Origin of the sequence: Variovorax sp. J22P240 (assembly GCF_030316855.1) — a bacterium.
In the GTDB taxonomy this organism is placed as follows: domain Bacteria; phylum Pseudomonadota; class Gammaproteobacteria; order Burkholderiales; family Burkholderiaceae_C; genus Variovorax.
Genome location: NZ_JASZYR010000001.1, coordinates 38,848 through 55,362, shown reverse-complemented (window position 1 = coordinate 55,362; position 16,515 = coordinate 38,848). Strand labels below are relative to the sequence as shown.

16 protein-coding genes are annotated in these 16,515 nt (G+C 66.0%); 9 read left to right on the top strand and 7 right to left on the bottom strand.

All coding sequences use genetic code 11. The annotated features are described in order from the left end of the window. Positions 1-8: 8 nt before the first annotated feature. Genes alkB through ada form a run of 3 tightly spaced genes read right to left on the bottom strand, consistent with a single transcriptional unit; the run spans position 9 to position 2,466 of the window. Positions 9-665, bottom strand: coding sequence for a DNA oxidative demethylase AlkB (alkB, locus tag QTI24_RS00245; protein WP_286597598.1), 657 nt, complete (start codon positions 663-665; stop codon positions 9-11). After that, the gene (locus QTI24_RS00240) at positions 662-1,387 is read right to left on the bottom strand and encodes a 2OG-Fe(II) oxygenase (RefSeq protein WP_286597597.1); all 726 of its coding nucleotides are present in this window, start codon (positions 1,385-1,387) and stop codon (positions 662-664) included. The genes alkB and QTI24_RS00240 overlap by 4 nt, the downstream gene beginning before the upstream one ends. Next, positions 1,384-2,466, bottom strand: coding sequence for a bifunctional DNA-binding transcriptional regulator/O6-methylguanine-DNA methyltransferase Ada (gene ada / locus QTI24_RS00235; protein ID WP_286597596.1), 1,083 nt, complete (start codon positions 2,464-2,466; stop codon positions 1,384-1,386). The genes QTI24_RS00240 and ada overlap by 4 nt, the downstream gene beginning before the upstream one ends. Positions 2,467-2,641: 175 nt before the next feature. Between ada and QTI24_RS00230 the strand changes: the two genes are divergently transcribed. Next, the gene (locus tag QTI24_RS00230; RefSeq protein ID WP_286597595.1) at positions 2,642-4,240 is read left to right on the top strand and encodes an OpgD/OpgG family glucan biosynthesis protein; all 1,599 of its coding nucleotides are present in this window, start codon (positions 2,642-2,644) and stop codon (positions 4,238-4,240) included. A 7-nt stretch (positions 4,241-4,247) separates the two neighbouring features. On the opposite strand, the gene QTI24_RS00225 is transcribed toward QTI24_RS00230, so the two are convergent. Beyond that, positions 4,248-5,153, bottom strand: coding sequence for a LysR family transcriptional regulator (locus QTI24_RS00225; protein WP_286597594.1), 906 nt, complete (start codon positions 5,151-5,153; stop codon positions 4,248-4,250). A 112-nt stretch (positions 5,154-5,265) separates the two neighbouring features. Between QTI24_RS00225 and QTI24_RS00220 the strand changes: the two genes are divergently transcribed. Further along, the gene (locus QTI24_RS00220; RefSeq protein ID WP_286597593.1) at positions 5,266-6,015 is read left to right on the top strand and encodes an SDR family NAD(P)-dependent oxidoreductase; all 750 of its coding nucleotides are present in this window, start codon (positions 5,266-5,268) and stop codon (positions 6,013-6,015) included. A 2-nt stretch (positions 6,016-6,017) separates the two neighbouring features. Here the strand turns inward: QTI24_RS00220 and QTI24_RS00215 are convergent, their stop codons facing one another. Continuing rightward, positions 6,018-6,425 carry an FKBP-type peptidyl-prolyl cis-trans isomerase gene (locus QTI24_RS00215; protein WP_286597592.1) on the bottom strand — a complete coding sequence of 136 codons (408 nt, stop codon included), beginning with the start codon at positions 6,423-6,425 and terminating at the stop codon, positions 6,018-6,020. A gap of 114 nt (positions 6,426-6,539) precedes the next feature. Here QTI24_RS00215 and eat point away from each other — a divergent pair, with 114 nt between their 5' ends. Genes eat through QTI24_RS00195 form a run of 4 tightly spaced genes read left to right on the top strand, consistent with a single transcriptional unit; the run spans position 6,540 to position 10,738 of the window. Then, a complete protein-coding gene (eat, locus tag QTI24_RS00210) occupies positions 6,540-7,934 on the top strand; it encodes an ethanolamine permease (RefSeq protein ID WP_286597591.1) in 1,395 nt (464 codons plus the stop codon). Between the two features lie 15 nt (positions 7,935-7,949). After that, entirely contained in the window at positions 7,950-9,344 is a 1,395-nt protein-coding gene (locus QTI24_RS00205; protein WP_286597590.1) for an ethanolamine ammonia-lyase subunit EutB, read from the top strand. Beyond that, entirely contained in the window at positions 9,341-10,120 is a 780-nt protein-coding gene (gene eutC, locus QTI24_RS00200) for an ethanolamine ammonia-lyase subunit EutC (RefSeq protein ID WP_286597589.1), read from the top strand. Before QTI24_RS00205 ends, eutC begins: the two co-directional genes overlap by 4 nt. A 33-nt stretch (positions 10,121-10,153) precedes the next feature. Then, positions 10,154-10,738: a peroxidase-related enzyme gene (locus tag QTI24_RS00195; protein WP_286597588.1), complete on the top strand. Its 585-nt coding sequence runs from the start codon at positions 10,154-10,156 to the stop codon at positions 10,736-10,738. Between the two features lie 15 nt (positions 10,739-10,753). On the opposite strand, the gene QTI24_RS00190 is transcribed toward QTI24_RS00195, so the two are convergent. Next, a complete protein-coding gene (locus tag QTI24_RS00190) occupies positions 10,754-12,421 on the bottom strand; it encodes a phosphoethanolamine transferase (RefSeq protein ID WP_503011212.1) in 1,668 nt (555 codons plus the stop codon). A 198-nt stretch (positions 12,422-12,619) separates the two neighbouring features. Here QTI24_RS00190 and dmeF point away from each other — a divergent pair, with 198 nt between their 5' ends. Continuing rightward, entirely contained in the window at positions 12,620-13,591 is a 972-nt protein-coding gene (gene dmeF, locus QTI24_RS00185; RefSeq protein ID WP_286597587.1) for a CDF family Co(II)/Ni(II) efflux transporter DmeF, read from the top strand. Here dmeF and QTI24_RS00180 read toward each other — a convergent pair. Then, a complete protein-coding gene (locus tag QTI24_RS00180; protein WP_286597586.1) occupies positions 13,561-14,265 on the bottom strand; it encodes a phosphatase PAP2 family protein in 705 nt (234 codons plus the stop codon). The genes dmeF and QTI24_RS00180 overlap by 31 nt on opposite strands. Before the next feature lie 79 nt (positions 14,266-14,344). Here QTI24_RS00180 and QTI24_RS00175 point away from each other — a divergent pair, with 79 nt between their 5' ends. Then, entirely contained in the window at positions 14,345-15,022 is a 678-nt protein-coding gene (locus QTI24_RS00175; protein WP_286597585.1) for a response regulator, read from the top strand. Then, positions 15,019-16,389 carry a sensor histidine kinase gene (locus tag QTI24_RS00170; protein WP_286597584.1) on the top strand — a complete coding sequence of 457 codons (1,371 nt, stop codon included), beginning with the start codon at positions 15,019-15,021 and terminating at the stop codon, positions 16,387-16,389. The genes QTI24_RS00175 and QTI24_RS00170 overlap by 4 nt, the downstream gene beginning before the upstream one ends. Positions 16,390-16,515 lie beyond the last annotated feature (126 nt).

Here is a 16,515-nt window from a genome sequence, read left to right as displayed (position 1 = left end):
AGGCGCCCTCAACCCGCCTTGCGAAAAGTGAGATTGATGCGGCAGTCGCCCATCAATGGATGCGAGCCCTCCTTCAAGGGAAGCACACCGTGGTGATGCAGACGCGCCGGTCCACCCCAGACGACCACGTCGCCATGAGCGAGCGGTATGCGCCGCGCCTTGTCCGCCCTCTTCGCCCCGCCGAAGAGGAACACCGCAGGCAGGCCCAGCGACACGGAAACGATGGGCTGGGTGTAGTCGCGCTCGTCCCGATCCTGATGCAGTGACAGCCGCGTTCCCGCTACGTAGCGGTTGACGAGGCAGGCATCCGGCGCGAAGCGATCGAAGCCTGCCTGCGCAGCCGCTTCGCTCGCCAGCCGGGAGAATACGGCGGGCATGGGCGGCCAGCGCCGGCCCGTCTCGGGATCGATCGCGTCGTACCGGTAGCCCGTGCGATCGGTGACCCATCCCAGTTCGCCGCAGTTGGTCATCGCGACCGACATGCGAAAGCCGCCCGGCGTGACCATGTGCCGAAGCGGTGACTCGTCGATCACCTGCCGAACCGCATCCAGCAACGCCACCTCGGAGGGCCGCGCAAACTGACGCAACACCGTCGCCCCGGGCTCAAGTGGCTCCACCCAAGGGGTTGTCGGCTCTGCAACGGTGTCGAACAGATCTGCCGTCATGCCGCGTCGTGAAAGATGATGCCTGTCGTGTGCCGGTGCCCGGACAGCACCCTGCTCACGCCATGCCGCAAGTTGACCCGGTACACGCCACGCGTCCCCTGCACCGGCCGGTGATGCACCGCGATCACCGCTGCATCGCCCTGCCGCAGCGGCAGCACCATCGGCCGTGACTGCATGCGCGGGCGTTGCTCGGTCATCACGAATTCGCCGCCCATGAAGTCGCGGCCCGGTTCGGACAACAGGATCACGAGTTGCAGCGGAAAGACGTGCTCGCCGTACAGGTCCTGATGCAGGCAGTTGTAGTCCTCGGCCCGGTACTGCAGCAGCAAGGGCGTCGGCTTCGTCTGCGCCGCCGCATGGCATCGTGCGATGAAGTCGGCATGCCGAGGGGGAAAGCGAACGTCGATGCCCATGACCTCGTTCCAGCGGTTCGCGATCGGCGCGAGATGCGGGTACATCGCCTCCCGCAAGCCCGCGATGAGATCGGGCAACGGGTACGCGAAGTACTTGTACTCCCCGCGGCCGAAGCCATGCCGCTCCATCACGACGCGGCTGCGAAACGGAGCATCCAACACGTACATCGCAGCGAGCATTTCACATTCGGCCCGCGTGAGCAGGCCCGGTATCACCGCGTTCCCCTGTTCATCGAGATCGCCGCTCGCCTGCGCCCAGTCGATCGCAGCGACCCGAGCGACCGGCACATTCGTGTCCCGTGCATTCATGCCCGCTTCGCCTCCCGTTGCAGCAGCGCGTTCTTGCGCTCCACGCCCCAGCGATAGCCCGACAGGCTGCCGTCGCTGCGCACCACGCGATGGCACGGGATCGCCACCGCCAGCGTGTTGGCGCCGCAGGCCTGGGCCACAGCCCGCATCGATTTCGGTGCGCCGATGCGCTTTGCGATGTCGCTGTAGCTCGCGGTCGTGCCGGCCGGAATCTCGCGCAGGGCTTGCCATACGCGCTGCTGGAAGGCAGTGCCGCGCACGTCGAGCGGCAAGTCCAGACCCAGCCCCGGCGCCTCGACGAAGCCGACCACCTTGGCCACCAGTTCCTCGAAGCCGGCGTCGCCGCCGATCAGGCGCGCCTGCGGAAACTGGTCCTGCAGATCACGCGCCAGCGCATCGGGGTCGTCCCCCAGAGCAATCGCGCAAACGCCACGTTCGCTTTGCGCAACCAGGATGGCGCCCAGCGCGCACTCGCCGATTGCAAAGCGGATGTCGGTGTTGGCGCCTCCGGCTCGCCATGCGGTGGGCGTCATGCCGAGCATCTCGTTCGAGCGCTCGTAGAAGCGGCCATTGGAGTTGTAGCCGGCGTCGTAGATGGCATCGGTCACCGTATCGCTGCGGGCCAGTTCCTGCCGCACCCGGCTCGCGCGGTGGGCCGCTGCGTACGCCTTGGGCGTGACGCCGGTGATCTCCTTGAAGATCCGATGCAGGTGCCAGGTGCTCCACCCCGCGCGTTCGGCGAGTTCGTCCAGCCTGGGTGCCTGCTCCGAACGCTCGATGATGCGGCAGAGATCGGCAATCGCAGCCGCGTGCTGCTCGGTCCGCGCCGGCTGATCCGGCTTGCAGCGCCTGCAGGGGCGGTAGCCCGCGCGTTCGGCGTCTGCGGCCGTCGCGTGGAATTCCACGTTCTCGGGTCGGGCGGAGCGCGCGGCGCACGAAGGCCGGCAATAAACGCCCGTGGTCCTCACCGAGTAGAAGAAGCGGCCGTCGGCCGCCGGGTCGCGGGCCAGCACGGACGCCCAGCGGGAGTCGCTTACGGTGGCGAGGGCCCGCATTTCGTTGGGATTGCTCATGTTCATATGCATCCTTCAGTCTGGTGATTGATCGATGCGTTCACTGTAGGCATCAGCCGGCAACGGTGCACTCCGGGTCTTGCTTTCGAATTCGATCGTAGGACAGCGCCGGCCAGCCCGTTTTTTCTTCAGCGCTTGGCCTACGGGGCGCGGTGCCGGGCCTCGTTAACATTTGGTCCACATGACCGATCGCCGTTCCTTCCTCACCGCCGGCGGCGCCTCATTGGCGCTCGCCGCTCTCGGACTGCCTGCCGACGCCTTTGCGGCCGGTGGACTCACACTCAGCCAACCCCGGCCCTTCTCCTTCGAACGTCTTGTTGCATTGGCGAAGTCACTGGGCGCCAAGCCCTACGTTGCCGACACCTCGCTACCGGCCAGCGTGCTCGAGCGCATCGACTACGACGCGCACGGCAAGATCAAGTTCAACACCGACAACGCCCTGTTCAAGGACGGACCTGGCCAGTTTCCGGTGACCTTCTTTCACCTCGGGCGCTACTTCCAGACGCCGGTGCACATGTTCGTTCTGGAAAGCGCTGGCGGCGACGGCTTCGCACGCGAGATCGTCTACGACGCATCGTATTTCGCCATGCCCGCGGACAGCCCCGCGCGGCAATTGAAGGACGGCGCCGGCTTCGCCGGTTTCCGCCTGCAGGAAAGCCGCCTGGGGGACCAGAAGAAGCTGCCTTGGCAAACGAATGATTGGGCCGCCTTCCTCGGCGCGTCGTACTTTCGCGCCATCGGCGAGCTCTACCAGTACGGGCTCTCTGCGCGCGGCATTGCGCTCGATGCAGCCATGCCAGATCGCCCGGAGGAATTCCCGACCTTCACGCGCTTTTACTTCGAGCCCCCGGCATCGGACGCATCCAATTCGATGACGATCTACGCGCTGCTCGAAGGCCCGAGCATCACGGGCGCTTACAAATTCGTCCTGCAGCGCGACAAGGCCGTGCTGATGGACATCGACGCACGCCTCTTCCTGCGCCGCGACGTGGCCCGCTTCGGCCTCACGCCGCTGACCTCGATGTACTGGTACTCCGAGTCGGTGAAGCCCACCGGAATCGATTGGCGCCCCGAGGTGCACGATTCGGACGGCCTGGCGATATGGAACGGCGCCGGTGAACGCATCTGGCGACCGCTGAACAACCCCACCCAGACCCGCGCTTCGGCCTTCACCGACACCAACCCGCGCGGCTTCGGCCTGCTGCAGCGCGACCGCGCCTTCGACCACTACCAGGACGGCGTCTACTACGAGAAGCGCCCCAGCCTGTGGGTCGAACCGCTGGGCAATTGGGGCGAAGGGTCAGTACAACTCATCGAGATCCCGACCGACGACGAGATCCACGACAACATCCTCGCCTGCTGGGTGCCCAAGGCGCCCGCCGCTGCGGGGTCGAGCTACAACATCAAGTACCGGCTGCACTGGAGCGCGGAAGAGCCCTTCCCGTCGCCACTGGCGCGCACCGTGGCCACGCGGATCGGGCGCGGCGGCCAGCCTGGTCAGCCGCGCCCGCAAGGGGTGCGCAAGTTCATGGTCGAGTTCATCGGCAAACCGCTGGAATCGCTGCCCTTCGGCGTCAAGCCCGAACTGGTGCTGACGGCGTCGCGGGGCAAGTTCTCGTACATCTTTGCCGAAGCGGTGCCGAACGGCGTGCCGGGCCACTGGCGTGCGCAGTTCGACTTCACGGCCGAGGGCACGGAGCCGGTCGACATGCGGCTCTACCTGAAGAACGGCGACCAGACGTTGTCCGAAACCTGGCTGTACCAATTCCAACCCTTCTAGCCGCGACTTAGGCAGTGCCATAGGGCGTGAAGACCTCCACAACCCAATCGACGAAGGCGCGCAGCTTGGCGCTCAGGTGGCGGTTGGGCGGATAGACGACGTAGACCGGGTGCGGCGGCGGCTCCCAGCCGGGCAGCACTTCAACCAGCTCCCCGCTGTCGAGATACGGCTTCGCCATGAAGGCAAAGGTCTGCGCCATGCCGAGACCGGACAATATCGTTGTCACGTGCGCGGTGCTTTCGTTCACGGCCACGGCGGTGTGACCGTTGATCTCGAAGGTTTCCTCGCCGCGCACATAGCGCAGCGGAAAGGGCCGTCCCGTGAGCGACGAGAAATAGCTCACCACCCTGTGCCCGTTCATCAGATCGGCCGGTTCATTCGGCATGCCTTGGCGCTTCAGGTAGTCGGGTGTCGCGCAACTCACGTACGGCAACTGCGCGACGCGGCGCGCGACCAGTGACTGGTCCATCAGAGCACCGCCGCGGATCACGCAGTCGACGCCATCGCCGATCAAATCCACGGGCCGATCGCTGACGCCGAGTTCGAGCTGGATGTCGGGATAGCGCGCATGAAATTGCGGCAGCGCCGGAATCAGGATGCGGTTGGCCAGGGATGAGCCGATGTCCACGCGCAACCGCCCGCGCGGGCTGGCCTGCGCATGCGTCAGATCGGACTCGATGTCTTCCAGCTCGGCCAGCACGCGCGACGTGCGCTCGTAGTACGCCGCACCTTCGGGCGTCACCGTCACCCGCCGCGTCGTGCGCTGCAGCAGCTTTACGCGCAGATGCGCTTCGAGTTGCTGGACCAGCTTGGTGACGCTGGGCTTGGGCATCTGCAGCGAGTCGGCCGCACGGGTGAAGGTGCCGGCTTCGACGACCCGGGCGAACACGCGCATGGCGGCGATCTGGTCCATCGCCGGATTATTAGCGAATCGTGAATAAACAAGTCACGGCCACCGTCTTGGTCCGAAGCGGGTGCGATCCCAAACTCCATCCCATCGCAACACCCACTCTCTGGAGAACACCATGACTCAACCCCTCTCGAAGCAAGTCGCCCTCGTCACCGGCGGATCGCGCGGCATCGGCGCGGCCATCGCGCGCCGCCTGGCGCGTGACGGCGCGGACGTCGCCATCGGATACTCGGCCTCCGCCGACCGCGCCGAAACGCTGGTGAACGAACTGCGGCAACTCGGCGTGCGCGCAGCCGCGTTCAAGGCCGATCAGGCCGATCCGCTGCAGGTGGAGGCCCTGGTCAATCAGACCGCCGAGCACTTCGGCCGGCTCGACATCCTGGTGAACAACGCGGGCGTTTTCGTCATTGGCCAGGTCGGCGCACCGGACACCGACATCGCGGCTTTCGACCGCCAGTTCGCCATCAATGTGGGCGGCGTTGCCGCCGCCGTGCGTGCCGCAGTGCCGCTGCTCAGCGACAACGGCCGCATCATCTCCATTGGATCTGGCGCCGCCGACCATTCACCGTGGCCGGGCGTGGCCGACTACTCCGCCACCAAAGCCGCAGTGGCCGCCTACAGCCGCGGCTGGGCGCGGGACCTGGCGCCGCGCGGCATCACGGTCAACACGGTGCAACCCGGTTCGATCAACACCGAAATGAATCCCGAGAACGGCGATTTCGCGGCCGTTCAGAAGGCGGCCATCCCGATGGGCCGCTTCGGCCGTCCCGAAGAGATCGCCGCCGCGGTGGCCTTCCTCGCGAGCCCGGATGCCAGCTTCATCACGGGCGTCTCGCTCAACGTCGACGGTGGCTCCGCCGCCTGATCTCAGCGACCCTTGACGGAGATCAGTTCGATCTCGAAGTTGAGCGTGGCGTCGGGCGGAATCACACCGCCGGCGCCGCGCTTGCCGTAGGCAATGGCAGGTGGACAGGTCAGCTTGGCCTTGCCGCCCACCTTCATCAGCTGCACGCCTTCGGTCCAGCACGGGATCACGCCGTTGAGCGGGAACTCGGTGGGCTCGCCTCGCTTGTAAGAGCTGTCGAACTCCTTGCCGTCAGGGAAGGTGCCGCGGTAGTGGACCTTGACCACGTCGGACGCCGCGGGCGACGGACCCTTGCCTTCGGTCACCGACTGGAAGACGAGGCCGCTCGGCTTGGTCACGGGCGCGGACTGGGCGAAGGCGGTCGGCAGGACGAGCATCGAAACGAGGGCTGCGCAAAGAACTGATCGCACGGTAGATACCTTGGTTGAATGGATGAACGGGTTCATTATTGCCGGGGGCCCACCCGCCTGGCACCGCTCTTGCACGCCGTTGCCATTTGCCTTTGCCGGCCAAGGAAAAAGCGCATGTCGAGCATCGAAGCTTCCAAGCACCCCGCCCGCCTGCAAAAGGTGCTCGGCCCGATTCAGCTCTGGGCCATCGCGGTCGGACTCGTGATCTCGGGCGAATACTTCGGCTGGAGCTATGGCTGGAACACCGCCGGCACGCTCGGCTTCCTGATCGCGACGGTGCTGGTCGCGACCATGTACACGACCTTCATCTTCAGCTTCACCGAGTTGTCGACCGCCATCCCGCATGCGGGCGGTCCGTTCGCGTACGCGCGGCGCGCCTTCGGGCCCAGTGGCGGCTTCGTGGCGGGCTTTGCGACATTGGTGGAGTTCGTCTTCGCACCACCGGCCATCGCGCTCGCCATCGGGGCCTATCTCAACGTGCAATTCCCGGGCATCAACCCGAAGTGGTTCGCGCTCGGCGCCTACGTGATCTTCATCGGCCTCAACTGGATCGGGGTCCGGATCGCGGCGACCTTCGAGTTGTTCGTGACGGTGCTTGCGATCCTTGAACTGCTCGTGTTCATGGGCGTGGTCACGCCGGGTTGGTCGATGGCGCACTTCGTCGCCAACGGCTGGGCCGGCGGCGACGTGCTCAACGGCACGGCGATCTCCGGCATCTTCGCCTCGATCCCGTTCGCCATCTGGTTTTTCCTCGCGATCGAAGGCGCGGCCATGGCGGCCGAAGAGGCGCGCGATCCGCACCGCACCATTCCGCTGGCGTACACCACGGGCATCCTCACGCTCGTCGTGCTTGCGTTCGGCGTGATGATCTTCGCCGGTGGCGTGGGCGACTGGCGCAAGCTCTCGAACATCAACGACCCTTTGCCCCAGGCCATGAAAACGGTCGTGGGCGAGAACAGTGGCTGGCTGCACATGCTGGTGTGGATCGGGCTCTTCGGCCTGATCGCGTCTTTCCACGGGATCATCATGGGCTACTCGCGGCAGATCTTCGCGCTCGCGCGCGCCGGGTACCTGCCCGCCACTTTCGCGGCGTTGAGCCCGCGCTTCAACACGCCGCACCGCGCGCTGGTGGCCGGCGGCGTGATCGGCGTGGCGGCCATCTTCAGCGACGAGTGGGTGCAGTTCGGCGGACAGACGCTTACCGCCAACATCGTGACCATGGCGGTGCTGGGCGCGATCGTGATGTACCTGATCTCGATGGCCGCCCTCTTCAAGCTGCGGCGCGCGGAACCCGGCCTGGAGCGCACGTACAAGGCGCCCTTCTACCCATGGTTTCCGGCCATTGCGCTGGGCCTCGGCGTGGTGTGCCTCGGCGCAATGGTCTGGTTCAATGGCATGCTGACGTTGTTGTTCCTCGTGCTCATGGCGCTGGCCTATGGCTATTTCCGGCTCACGGCCGAGCAGCGCCGCACGGCGGCCCCCGACGAGATGCTTTCCACGACCGTCTGAACACTTCTTACACCCATGCGCTATCGAAGCACGATCGAATCGCAGGTCTTCGAATTCGATGACCTGAAGCAGGTAATGGCCATCGCGAGCCCCGCCCGCTCGGGCGACTACCTCGCGGGGATCGGCGCCGCCACGGCGCAGCAGCGCATGGCGGCGCGCCACGTGCTGGCTGAGACGCCGCTGAAGCAGTTCCTCTCCGAGGCGCTGGTTCCCTATGAGGACGACAACATCACGCGGCTCATCATGGACGGCCACGACGCGGGAGCCTTCGCGCCGGTGTCGCACCTGACCGTCGGCGACTTCCGCAACTGGCTGTTGTCCGAGAAGGCGGGTACCGCCGAACTCACCGCGCTGGCGCCCGGGCTCACGCCGGAGATGACGGCCGCGGCTTCGAAGCTGATGCGCAACCAGGACCTGGTCGCGGTCGCGCGCAAGTGCAGCGTGGTTACACGCTTTCGCGACACCATCGGATTGCCGGGCCACCTTTCGGTACGGCTGCAGCCCAACCACCCCACCGACAACCTGCGTGGCGTTGCAGCATCGATGCTGGATGGTCTCCTGATGGGCGCGGGAGACGCGGTGATCGGGCTCAACCCCGCCTCCGACAGCATGCCCGTGCTGGCCGATCTGCTGCACATGCTCGACGAGGTGATCCAGCATTTCGAGATCCCCACGCAGAGCTGCGTGCTGACCCACGTCACCAACACCCTGAAGCTCGCCGAGTCCGGCGCGCCGATCGACCTGGTGTTCCAGTCGATCGGCGGCACCGAGAAGACCAACCGCTCCTTCGGCGTGACGCCCGAGTTGCTCGACGAGGCCTACGCGGCAGCTCTTTCGCTGAAGCGCGGCACGGTCGGCGAGAACCTCATGTACTTCGAGACCGGCCAGGGCAGCGCGCTCTCGGCCGACGCCAACTTCGGCGTCGACCAGCAGACCTGCGAGGCACGCGCCTATGCGCTCGCGCGGCGCTACAAGCCGCTGCTCATCAATACGGTGGTCGGCTTCATCGGCCCCGAATACCTGTACGACGGCAAGCAGATCATTCGCGCGGGCCTGGAGGATCACTTCTGCGGCAAGCTCCTCGGCCTGCCGCTGGGCTGCGACGTCTGCTACACCAACCATGCCGAAGCCGACCAGGACGACATGGATACGCTGCTGGTGCTGCTCGGCACGGCCGGCATCAACTTCATCATGGGCGTGCCGGGCGCGGATGACGTGATGCTCAACTACCAGAGCACCTCGTTCCACGATGCGCTGTTCCTGCGCGAAACGATGGGACTGAAGCGCGCGCCCGAGTTCGAGGGCTGGCTGCAGCGCATGCGCATCACGGATATTGCGGGCCGTCTGCAAGCGCCCTGCTCCAACCGGCTTCTCGCGGACATGAACAACCTGAAGGCGCTGGCCCCATGAAGGACGACCCTGTCACACACAGCCCCTGGGCCGATTGGCGTCACGCGACGCCAGCGCGCCTCGCACTCGGCCGCGCGGGCGCCGGCATGCCGACCGACGAAGTCCTGCGCTTCGGCTGGGCGCATGCGATGGCGCGCGATGCGATCCATGCCGCGCTGGACGTCGAGGCGCTCGAAGCGTCGCTGCATGCGGATGGCTGGGAGGTCGCTCAGGTCCACAGCCGCGCACCGGACCGAACGGCCTATCTGCGTCGGCCGGACCTGGGCCGGCAGTTGGACCCTGACGACGCATCGCGTCTGACGGCGAAGGCCGGGCAACCCCGGGACGTGTGCATCGTGATCGGCGACGGACTTTCCTCGCTGGCCGTGAGCCGTCATGCCGTGCCGCTGCTGGCCGCGCTGCGGCAGCACCTGCCGACCGCGCTTTCGCTGACGCCGATCGTGATCGCATCGCAAGCCCGGGTCGCCCTTGCGGACGAGATTGCGGAGGCCTTCGGCTCGCGGCTGTCGATCATGCTGATCGGCGAGCGGCCCGGCCTCAGTTCGCCTGACAGCCTGGGGATCTACATCACGCACGCGCCAAGACGAGGTCGGCATGACGCAGAGCGCAACTGCATCTCGAACGTTCGACCCGAGGGCCTGGCCTATCCGGCAGCGGCTTTCAAGCTCGCCTGGCTCGTGCGCGAATCCCTGCGCCGAAGCCTGACCGGCATCGACCTGAAGGACGAAAGCGACCTCGCGGTCCTGGCAGCGGGCAGCGGCCCAGCGCTCCTATGATTGGCCTCGTCCCCCACATCCCAGGAGACATCCATGTCCGAACGCTACCCCCTGGCTGAACTCAAGGATCTGCCCGACGACATCCGCGCCGCGGTGCTCGACGTGCAGGAGAAGGCCGGCTTCGTGCCCAACGTGTTCCTCGCGCTCGCGCGCCGGCCGGCCGAATGGCGCGCCTTCTTCGCGTACCACGACGCACTGATGCTCAAGGAAGAAGGCTCGCTCACCAAGGGCGACCGCGAGATGATCGTCACCGCCACCAGTGCGGCCAACCAATGCCTCTACTGCGTGGTGGCGCACGGCGCGCTGCTGCGCATCTACGAGAAGAAGCCGCTGGTGGCCGATCAGGTCGCCGTCAACTGGCGAAAGGCCGACATCACCCCGCGCCAACGGGCCATGCTCGAGTTCGCCATGAAAGTCTGCGAGCGCTCGCACGAACTCGACGAGAACGATTTCCCACCGCTGCATGCGCACGGCTTCAGCGACGACGACATCTGGGACATCGCCGCCATCACCGCGCTCTTCGGTCTTTCCAACCGCATGGCCAGCTTCAGCGGCATGCAGCCGAATCCGGAATTCTTCCTGATGGGCCGGCTGCCGCGCGAGAAGAAGCCTGGTTGAACGCCGCCACCGCGTTCAGTTGCTCGCGACGTTATCCCCGCGGCAGGACGCCAGCGCATCGAGCGTGGACTTGTAGGTGGGCGTCCTCACGTCCATCAAGCCCAGCACGGTGTGATAGAGGTTGTCGTGGCTGAGCGGTGCATCGACGCCTGCCTCCATGCAAGAGATCGACAACTTGCGCCGCGCCTTCATGCCATCGCTGAACCAGGTCACCATCGGAACGTGCTTCTGCACCTCGGGCGCGAAACCGTAGGGCACGCCGTGCAGGAACAGCCCGTACTCACCCAATGATTCGCCGTGGTCGCTCAGGTAGAGGAGCGCAGGGTCGAAGCGCCGGCTCTGGCCCTTGAGCCAGTCGATCGTCTTGCCGAGGAAGCGGTCGGTGTAGGCGATGGAGTTGTCATAGCCGTTGACCAGCTCGGCATGGCTGCATTCGGCCAGCGCGTTCGTCTTGCACTCGGGCAGGAAGCGCTTCACGTCCGGCGAGGAGCGCTTGAAGTACGACGGCCCGTGGCTTCCCATCTGATGCATCACCAGCACCACGCCCTTGGCGCGACGCTCGGCGGGCAGTGCGGCAAGGCGCTCGTCCAGGCCTCGGAGCATCACGTCGTCCAGGCACTCGTCGCCATCGCAGAGCGCGGCTTGCACGCTCGGATCGAGATGCTCGAAAGCCGACGCATGCGGAACGCGGTCGCAGACGCCCTTGCAGCCGCCCGCCTGGTTGTCGAGCCAGAACACGGCGAGGCCGGAAGCCTGCAGCACGTCCATGAGGTTTTCATACTCGTTCTTGCGCCCCTCGAAACCCTGCTTGCCCAGCGGGGAGAACATGCAAGGCACAGAGGCCAAAGTGTTGGTGCCGCAGGAATGCACGTCGCGGTAGCTCAACACGCGCCGCGCCGCAAGTTCGGGCGTGGTGTCGCGTACGTAGCCGTTGAGCCCGAAGTGATCGGCACGCGCCGTCTCGCCCACCACCAGCACGAACAGCGGCGGCCTGGGCTGACCCGCATAGCTCGCGCCCAGCGCAGCGCCACCGGCCACAGGGACGAGCTTCCGGCTGTGCTTGAACATCGGCCGGATCGCCACCGTCGCGGCCGAGTAGATGCTCGCCATCGGATTCATCATGTAGCGCAGATGCACGTTGTTGCGCATCAGCGGCGCGAGTTGCCGATTCATCGCGAGCGCTCCGCCTGCGGCAATGGCGGCGACAGCCAGCAACAGCACTCCATTGCGCCAGGCCTGCGCGACAAAGCGCTGCGGCCGGACGCGCACGCGCCACAGGGCCCATGCGGGCAACACGCAGACCAGCAGCACGTTGAACACCATGCGCCAGCTCATCAGGTCGCGCGCTTCGTTGGGATCGGTCTGCAGCGCATTGGCCAGCATGCTGGGATCCATCACCACCCGATAACTCAGCATGTAGTGCTGCACCACGGCGGCAAGCACCACGACGCCGAACCAGAGCGGCTTCATCCAGCGCGTCCAGGCCGTGAACGACAGAATGGCCACGGTGCCGCACACGGTGAGCAAGGCCATGAGCGCGATGGTGGGCAGGTACACGCTCGGCGCACCGCCGATGCGCGCGAGTTCGCCCCACAGCGGCAAGTTGGCGGCGAGGGCGAGATAGAGCGTCAGCCAGACGACGATGGTACGCGGCGAACGCGGGCGCGCGAACCCGCTGTCGATGGCCTCCCAGAGTCCAACGAACGGAATCGTCGAGGGGAAGTCGATGGAGGCGCCGTGGGAGACGCGATCATGGGGAAGGGACTTGGATTGCACGTGGGAACCGGACATCCCACGAGACTAGAAAGCAGGACTGAAAACTCGCTGAATGGATCGATCAGGTTTCATTCAGCTTTGGCAATGCTGGGTAAAGTACGAGCCATGACCCAGCGGCCGACGCCCATTCACCCCTTCCATTCCGCTGCGGACTGGCAGCATTCCCACGTGTTCGACCAAGGCAACCCTTTGGCCGAGCGAAACACGCTGTGGGCCGTGGCGCTCACCGCAATCATGATGGTCGCGGAGATCGCAGGCGGCTGGATGTTCAACTCGATGGCCCTGCTGGCCGACGGCTGGCACATGAGTTCGCACACGGTGGCATTGGGTCTCTCGGTCGCCGCGTATGCCGCGGCTCGCCGCTTTGCCCAGGACAAACGCTTCGCTTTCGGCACCTGGAAAATCGAGATCCTTGGTGGCTACACCAGTGCGGTGTTCCTCGTCGGGGTCGCCGGGCTGATGCTGTTCCAGTCCGTCGAGCGCCTGATTTCGCCCTCCCCCATCCACTACGACGAAGCCATCGCCATCGCGCTGGTCGGACTTGCGGTCAACCTCATCTGCGCCTGGCTGCTCAAAGGCGAACACGACCATCATGGACACGAGCACCATCACCACCACCACCATGGCCACGAAGAACACGGGCATCAACACGACCTGAACCTGAGGTCGGCCTACCTGCATGTGCTGGCGGACGCGGCCACATCCGTGCTGGCCATCGCCGCGCTGTTCGGCGGCAAGCTGTGGGGCGCCAGTTGGCTCGACCCGGCGATGGGCATCGTCGGCGCCGGCCTGGTGGCGTCCTGGGCGTGGGGGCTGTTGCGCGACAGCGGCCGCGTGCTGCTCGATGCCGAGATGGATGCCCCCGTGGTGGCCGAAATCCGCGAGGTGATCGAGACCAGCCCCGTCGCGGCCGAGATCACCGACCTGCATGTCTGGCGCGTCGGCAAGGGAAAGTACGCCTGCATCGTTGCGCTGGCCGTGGAAGGCGCCACCGCGGCCACACCGGACTTTTTTCGGCAGTTGCTAGGCGTTCATGATGAACTGGCTCACGTCACGGTCGAAGTCAACCGCCGCTGACGCAAGCTCGACGCCTGCCAGACCAGCGCATCGATGGCGAAGGCCGTCACCCAGCACACCCAGGCTGTCCACAGCGTGTGGCTCATGTAGTGGGCACCGCGAAACTGCTGCGACAAACCCAGCGCCAGCCCCGCCGCCGCCGCGCATGCAAGCCACACTCGGGCGACGCCGGGGGACGAGCGTCGGAAGACGAAGTAGCCTCCGAGGTAAGCGAACCCGGCGGATGCGTGGCCCGCCGGGAAGCAGTTGCCGCCGCCTCCGTCGCGCACGCCCCAGGCCCAGTGCGAGACGTAGTGCGCCGCGCCGCCGAAGGCCTGCAGGTCCCAGGGGCAACTGGTGGTGCTGGTGTACTTGATGAGGGAAACGACCATGACCGAAGCCAGCGTGGTCGCCGCAAGCTGCGCGCGCTCACCCGCACTCAACCGGCGAAGGATCCAGACCGGCCACCGAATGGAAATGAAGAGCGCAATGACCAGCACCCAGCTCAAGGACCGGGCGCCCTCGTGCATCACCTTGACCAGGAACCAGTGCTCGCGCCACGGAAAGCCCATCGGCGTGCCCGCCCAGGAGGCCAGCGCGACGTCGAGGCCGGCCGCGTCCCAAATGAGCAGCAGGGTCAGAGCCAGAAGTGTGGAAACGAGGGGGCTGGAGCTGGAGACGGCAGAGCGGGTCATGAAGGCCGCCAGCTTAGTTTCACCGGCTGAACCTAGCCTGAAGCAGCACTAGACTCCTCACTTTTGAAAGGATGGCGCCGTGCGCATATTGCTGGTCGAAGACGACACCGCGCTGGCGAGCGCCGTGTGCAGCTACTTGGAGGCCAAGGCCTTCGTGGTCGATGTGGCACCCAGCCTCGCGCATGCGCGCGCCGCGCTTACCGCCGTGCAATACGCCGCCGTGCTGCTCGACCTGCACCTGGGCGATGGCGACGGCCTGTCCTTGCTGCCGACCGTGCGTGCGTTGCGCGAGCGCCCCATCGTGATCGTGTTGACCGCGCGCGACCAGGTCACCGACCGCATTCGCGGCCTGGACGCCGGCGCCGACGACTACCTGATCAAGCCCTACGACCCCGCCGAACTGCTGGCACGCTTGCGCGCCGTGGAGCGCAGACGCAGCGCCAGCAGCTCTCCGGTGCTGCATCTCGGCACGCTGGAGATCGACCTGGGGCGCGACATGGTGCGCAAGGACGGAATGCCCGTCACGCTCACGCAAAAGGAATGGGCACTGCTGCGCGTGATGGCGACGCGCCCCGACCGCATCCACACGCGCGAGAACCTCGCCGACGCGCTCTACGGCTTTGGCGACGAAGCCGACAGCAACACGCTCGAAGTCTTCATCAGCCGCCTGCGACGCAAGCTCGGCCGCAACCACATCCAGACCTTGCGCGGACTGGGCTACCGGCTGTCGTTTGCGCCGGAAGAAGAAGACGAATGAATTTCAGGTTCTTGAGGCAGGCCGGCCTCGAACCGCTGGGGCGGCGCGATTCGCTCGCAGGCCGTCTCACGCGCACGCTCATCGTCTGGGTGGGCGGGGTCTGGCTCCTGTGCGTGCTCGGCGTGGTCTGGTATGTGGACCGGGAAATCAATCACAACTTCGATAACGAGCTGGTGGAAGTCTCGCACCGCATGTTCGACATGGCCGTTCAAGAACTCGAAAAACTCCGGCATGAAAACCCCGACGCACGCTCCCCGCTGATCGCACCGCCGCAACTCTTCTCGACCGATGCCGTCATCTACCAGGTGGTCGACACGCACGAGCGCGTGCTGCTGCGTTCCGCCGAGGCGCCCGTCGACGCCTTCGACGTACCGCTCGCGCCCGGCTTCGCCAACACCGAGCCCTGGCGCATCTACACCGTGCGGCATCCTTCGCGCGACCTGTTCTTCCAGGTCGCCGATCCGCTGGACGAGCGCCGCACCGCGCTCAATCGCACGCTGCTGGGCCTGATCATTCCGCTGGGCGCAGTGCTTCCCTTGCTGGCGCTCGTCCTGCGCAACGTTGCGCGCACAGAGCTGCGCGTGCTGCAGCAACTCGCCGGTGAGATCGAGCAACGCAGCGGCACCGACCTGCGCCCGATTCAGCTCCCCGGACTGCCCAAGGAACTCCGCTCTGTCGGCGACCACGTCAATCAATTGCTCGAACGACTCTCGCAATCGCTCGACGTCGAGCGGGCGCTGGCGGCGAATGCGGCGCACGAACTTCGCACGCCTCTCGCGGCCGCGCGGCTGCGACTGCAGACCGCGCTCGAACACGACCTGAAGCGCGACGAGGTCCTGGCCGCGCTCGAGGCCTTGCAGGTGCTCGGCCATCGCACCGAGAAGCTGCTGCAGCTCTCGAGGGCCGAATCCGGCGCCTCGTTGACGCGCGCGAAGATCGACCTGGTCCAACTGGCTGGCACGGTCGCGCAGGAGTTCTGGCAGGACCCCCGTGCGAACGAGCGCCTCAAGCTGAAAGTGCCCGAGGACGAACCGCCGATGGCGCTCGGCGATGTCGACGCACTGGCGATCGCGCTGCGCAACCTGATCGAAAACGCGCTTCGCTACGGCAACGGGCGCGTCGTGATCGAGGTGATGGCGCCCTGCACGCTGTCGGTACGCGACTTCGGCCCCGGTGTCAGCCCCGAACAGTTGCGCACATTGCAACAGCGCCACGTGCGCCACGGGTCCGATCGCGCCGGCTACGGGCTCGGGCTGTCGATCGTCGTCACCATCGTCGAGAAACTGGGCGCACGGCTGGAACTGACTTCGCCCCCGCATGGCGCGGCCAGCGGCTTCGAAGCGCGCATCGTGCTGCGCCCCGCGTAGCGGCTGGAAATCGCGAAAGTCAGCTTTCGGTCAGGTATCAAATAGTAAGAAAAAAGGTTTGCTATTTCTCATAACCTTCCATACATTTGATACCGCTGGTTGCGTAAAGCAATGCGGCACTCGACC

Bases quoted from the DNA above. Each gene is read 5' to 3' on its own strand.
- alkB (WP_286597598.1), bottom strand. From the start codon at position 665: ATGACGGCAGATCTGTTCGACACCGTTGCAGAGCCGACAACCCCTTGG.
- eutC (WP_286597589.1), top strand. From the start codon at position 9,341: ATGAAGGACGACCCTGTCACACACAGCCCCTGGGCCGATTGGCGTCAC.
- eat (WP_286597591.1), top strand. From the start codon at position 6,540: ATGTCGAGCATCGAAGCTTCCAAGCACCCCGCCCGCCTGCAAAAGGTG.
- QTI24_RS00240 (WP_286597597.1), bottom strand. From the start codon at position 1,387: ATGAATGCACGGGACACGAATGTGCCGGTCGCTCGGGTCGCTGCGATC.
- dmeF (WP_286597587.1), top strand. From the start codon at position 12,620: ATGACCCAGCGGCCGACGCCCATTCACCCCTTCCATTCCGCTGCGGAC.
- ada (WP_286597596.1), bottom strand. From the start codon at position 2,466: ATGAACATGAGCAATCCCAACGAAATGCGGGCCCTCGCCACCGTAAGC.
- QTI24_RS00220 (WP_286597593.1), top strand. From the start codon at position 5,266: ATGACTCAACCCCTCTCGAAGCAAGTCGCCCTCGTCACCGGCGGATCG.
- QTI24_RS00170 (WP_286597584.1), top strand. From the start codon at position 15,019: ATGAATTTCAGGTTCTTGAGGCAGGCCGGCCTCGAACCGCTGGGGCGG.
- QTI24_RS00230 (WP_286597595.1), top strand. From the start codon at position 2,642: ATGACCGATCGCCGTTCCTTCCTCACCGCCGGCGGCGCCTCATTGGCG.
- QTI24_RS00205 (WP_286597590.1), top strand. From the start codon at position 7,950: ATGCGCTATCGAAGCACGATCGAATCGCAGGTCTTCGAATTCGATGAC.
- QTI24_RS00195 (WP_286597588.1), top strand. From the start codon at position 10,154: ATGTCCGAACGCTACCCCCTGGCTGAACTCAAGGATCTGCCCGACGAC.
- QTI24_RS00180 (WP_286597586.1), bottom strand. From the start codon at position 14,265: ATGACCCGCTCTGCCGTCTCCAGCTCCAGCCCCCTCGTTTCCACACTT.
- QTI24_RS00225 (WP_286597594.1), bottom strand. From the start codon at position 5,153: ATGGACCAGATCGCCGCCATGCGCGTGTTCGCCCGGGTCGTCGAAGCC.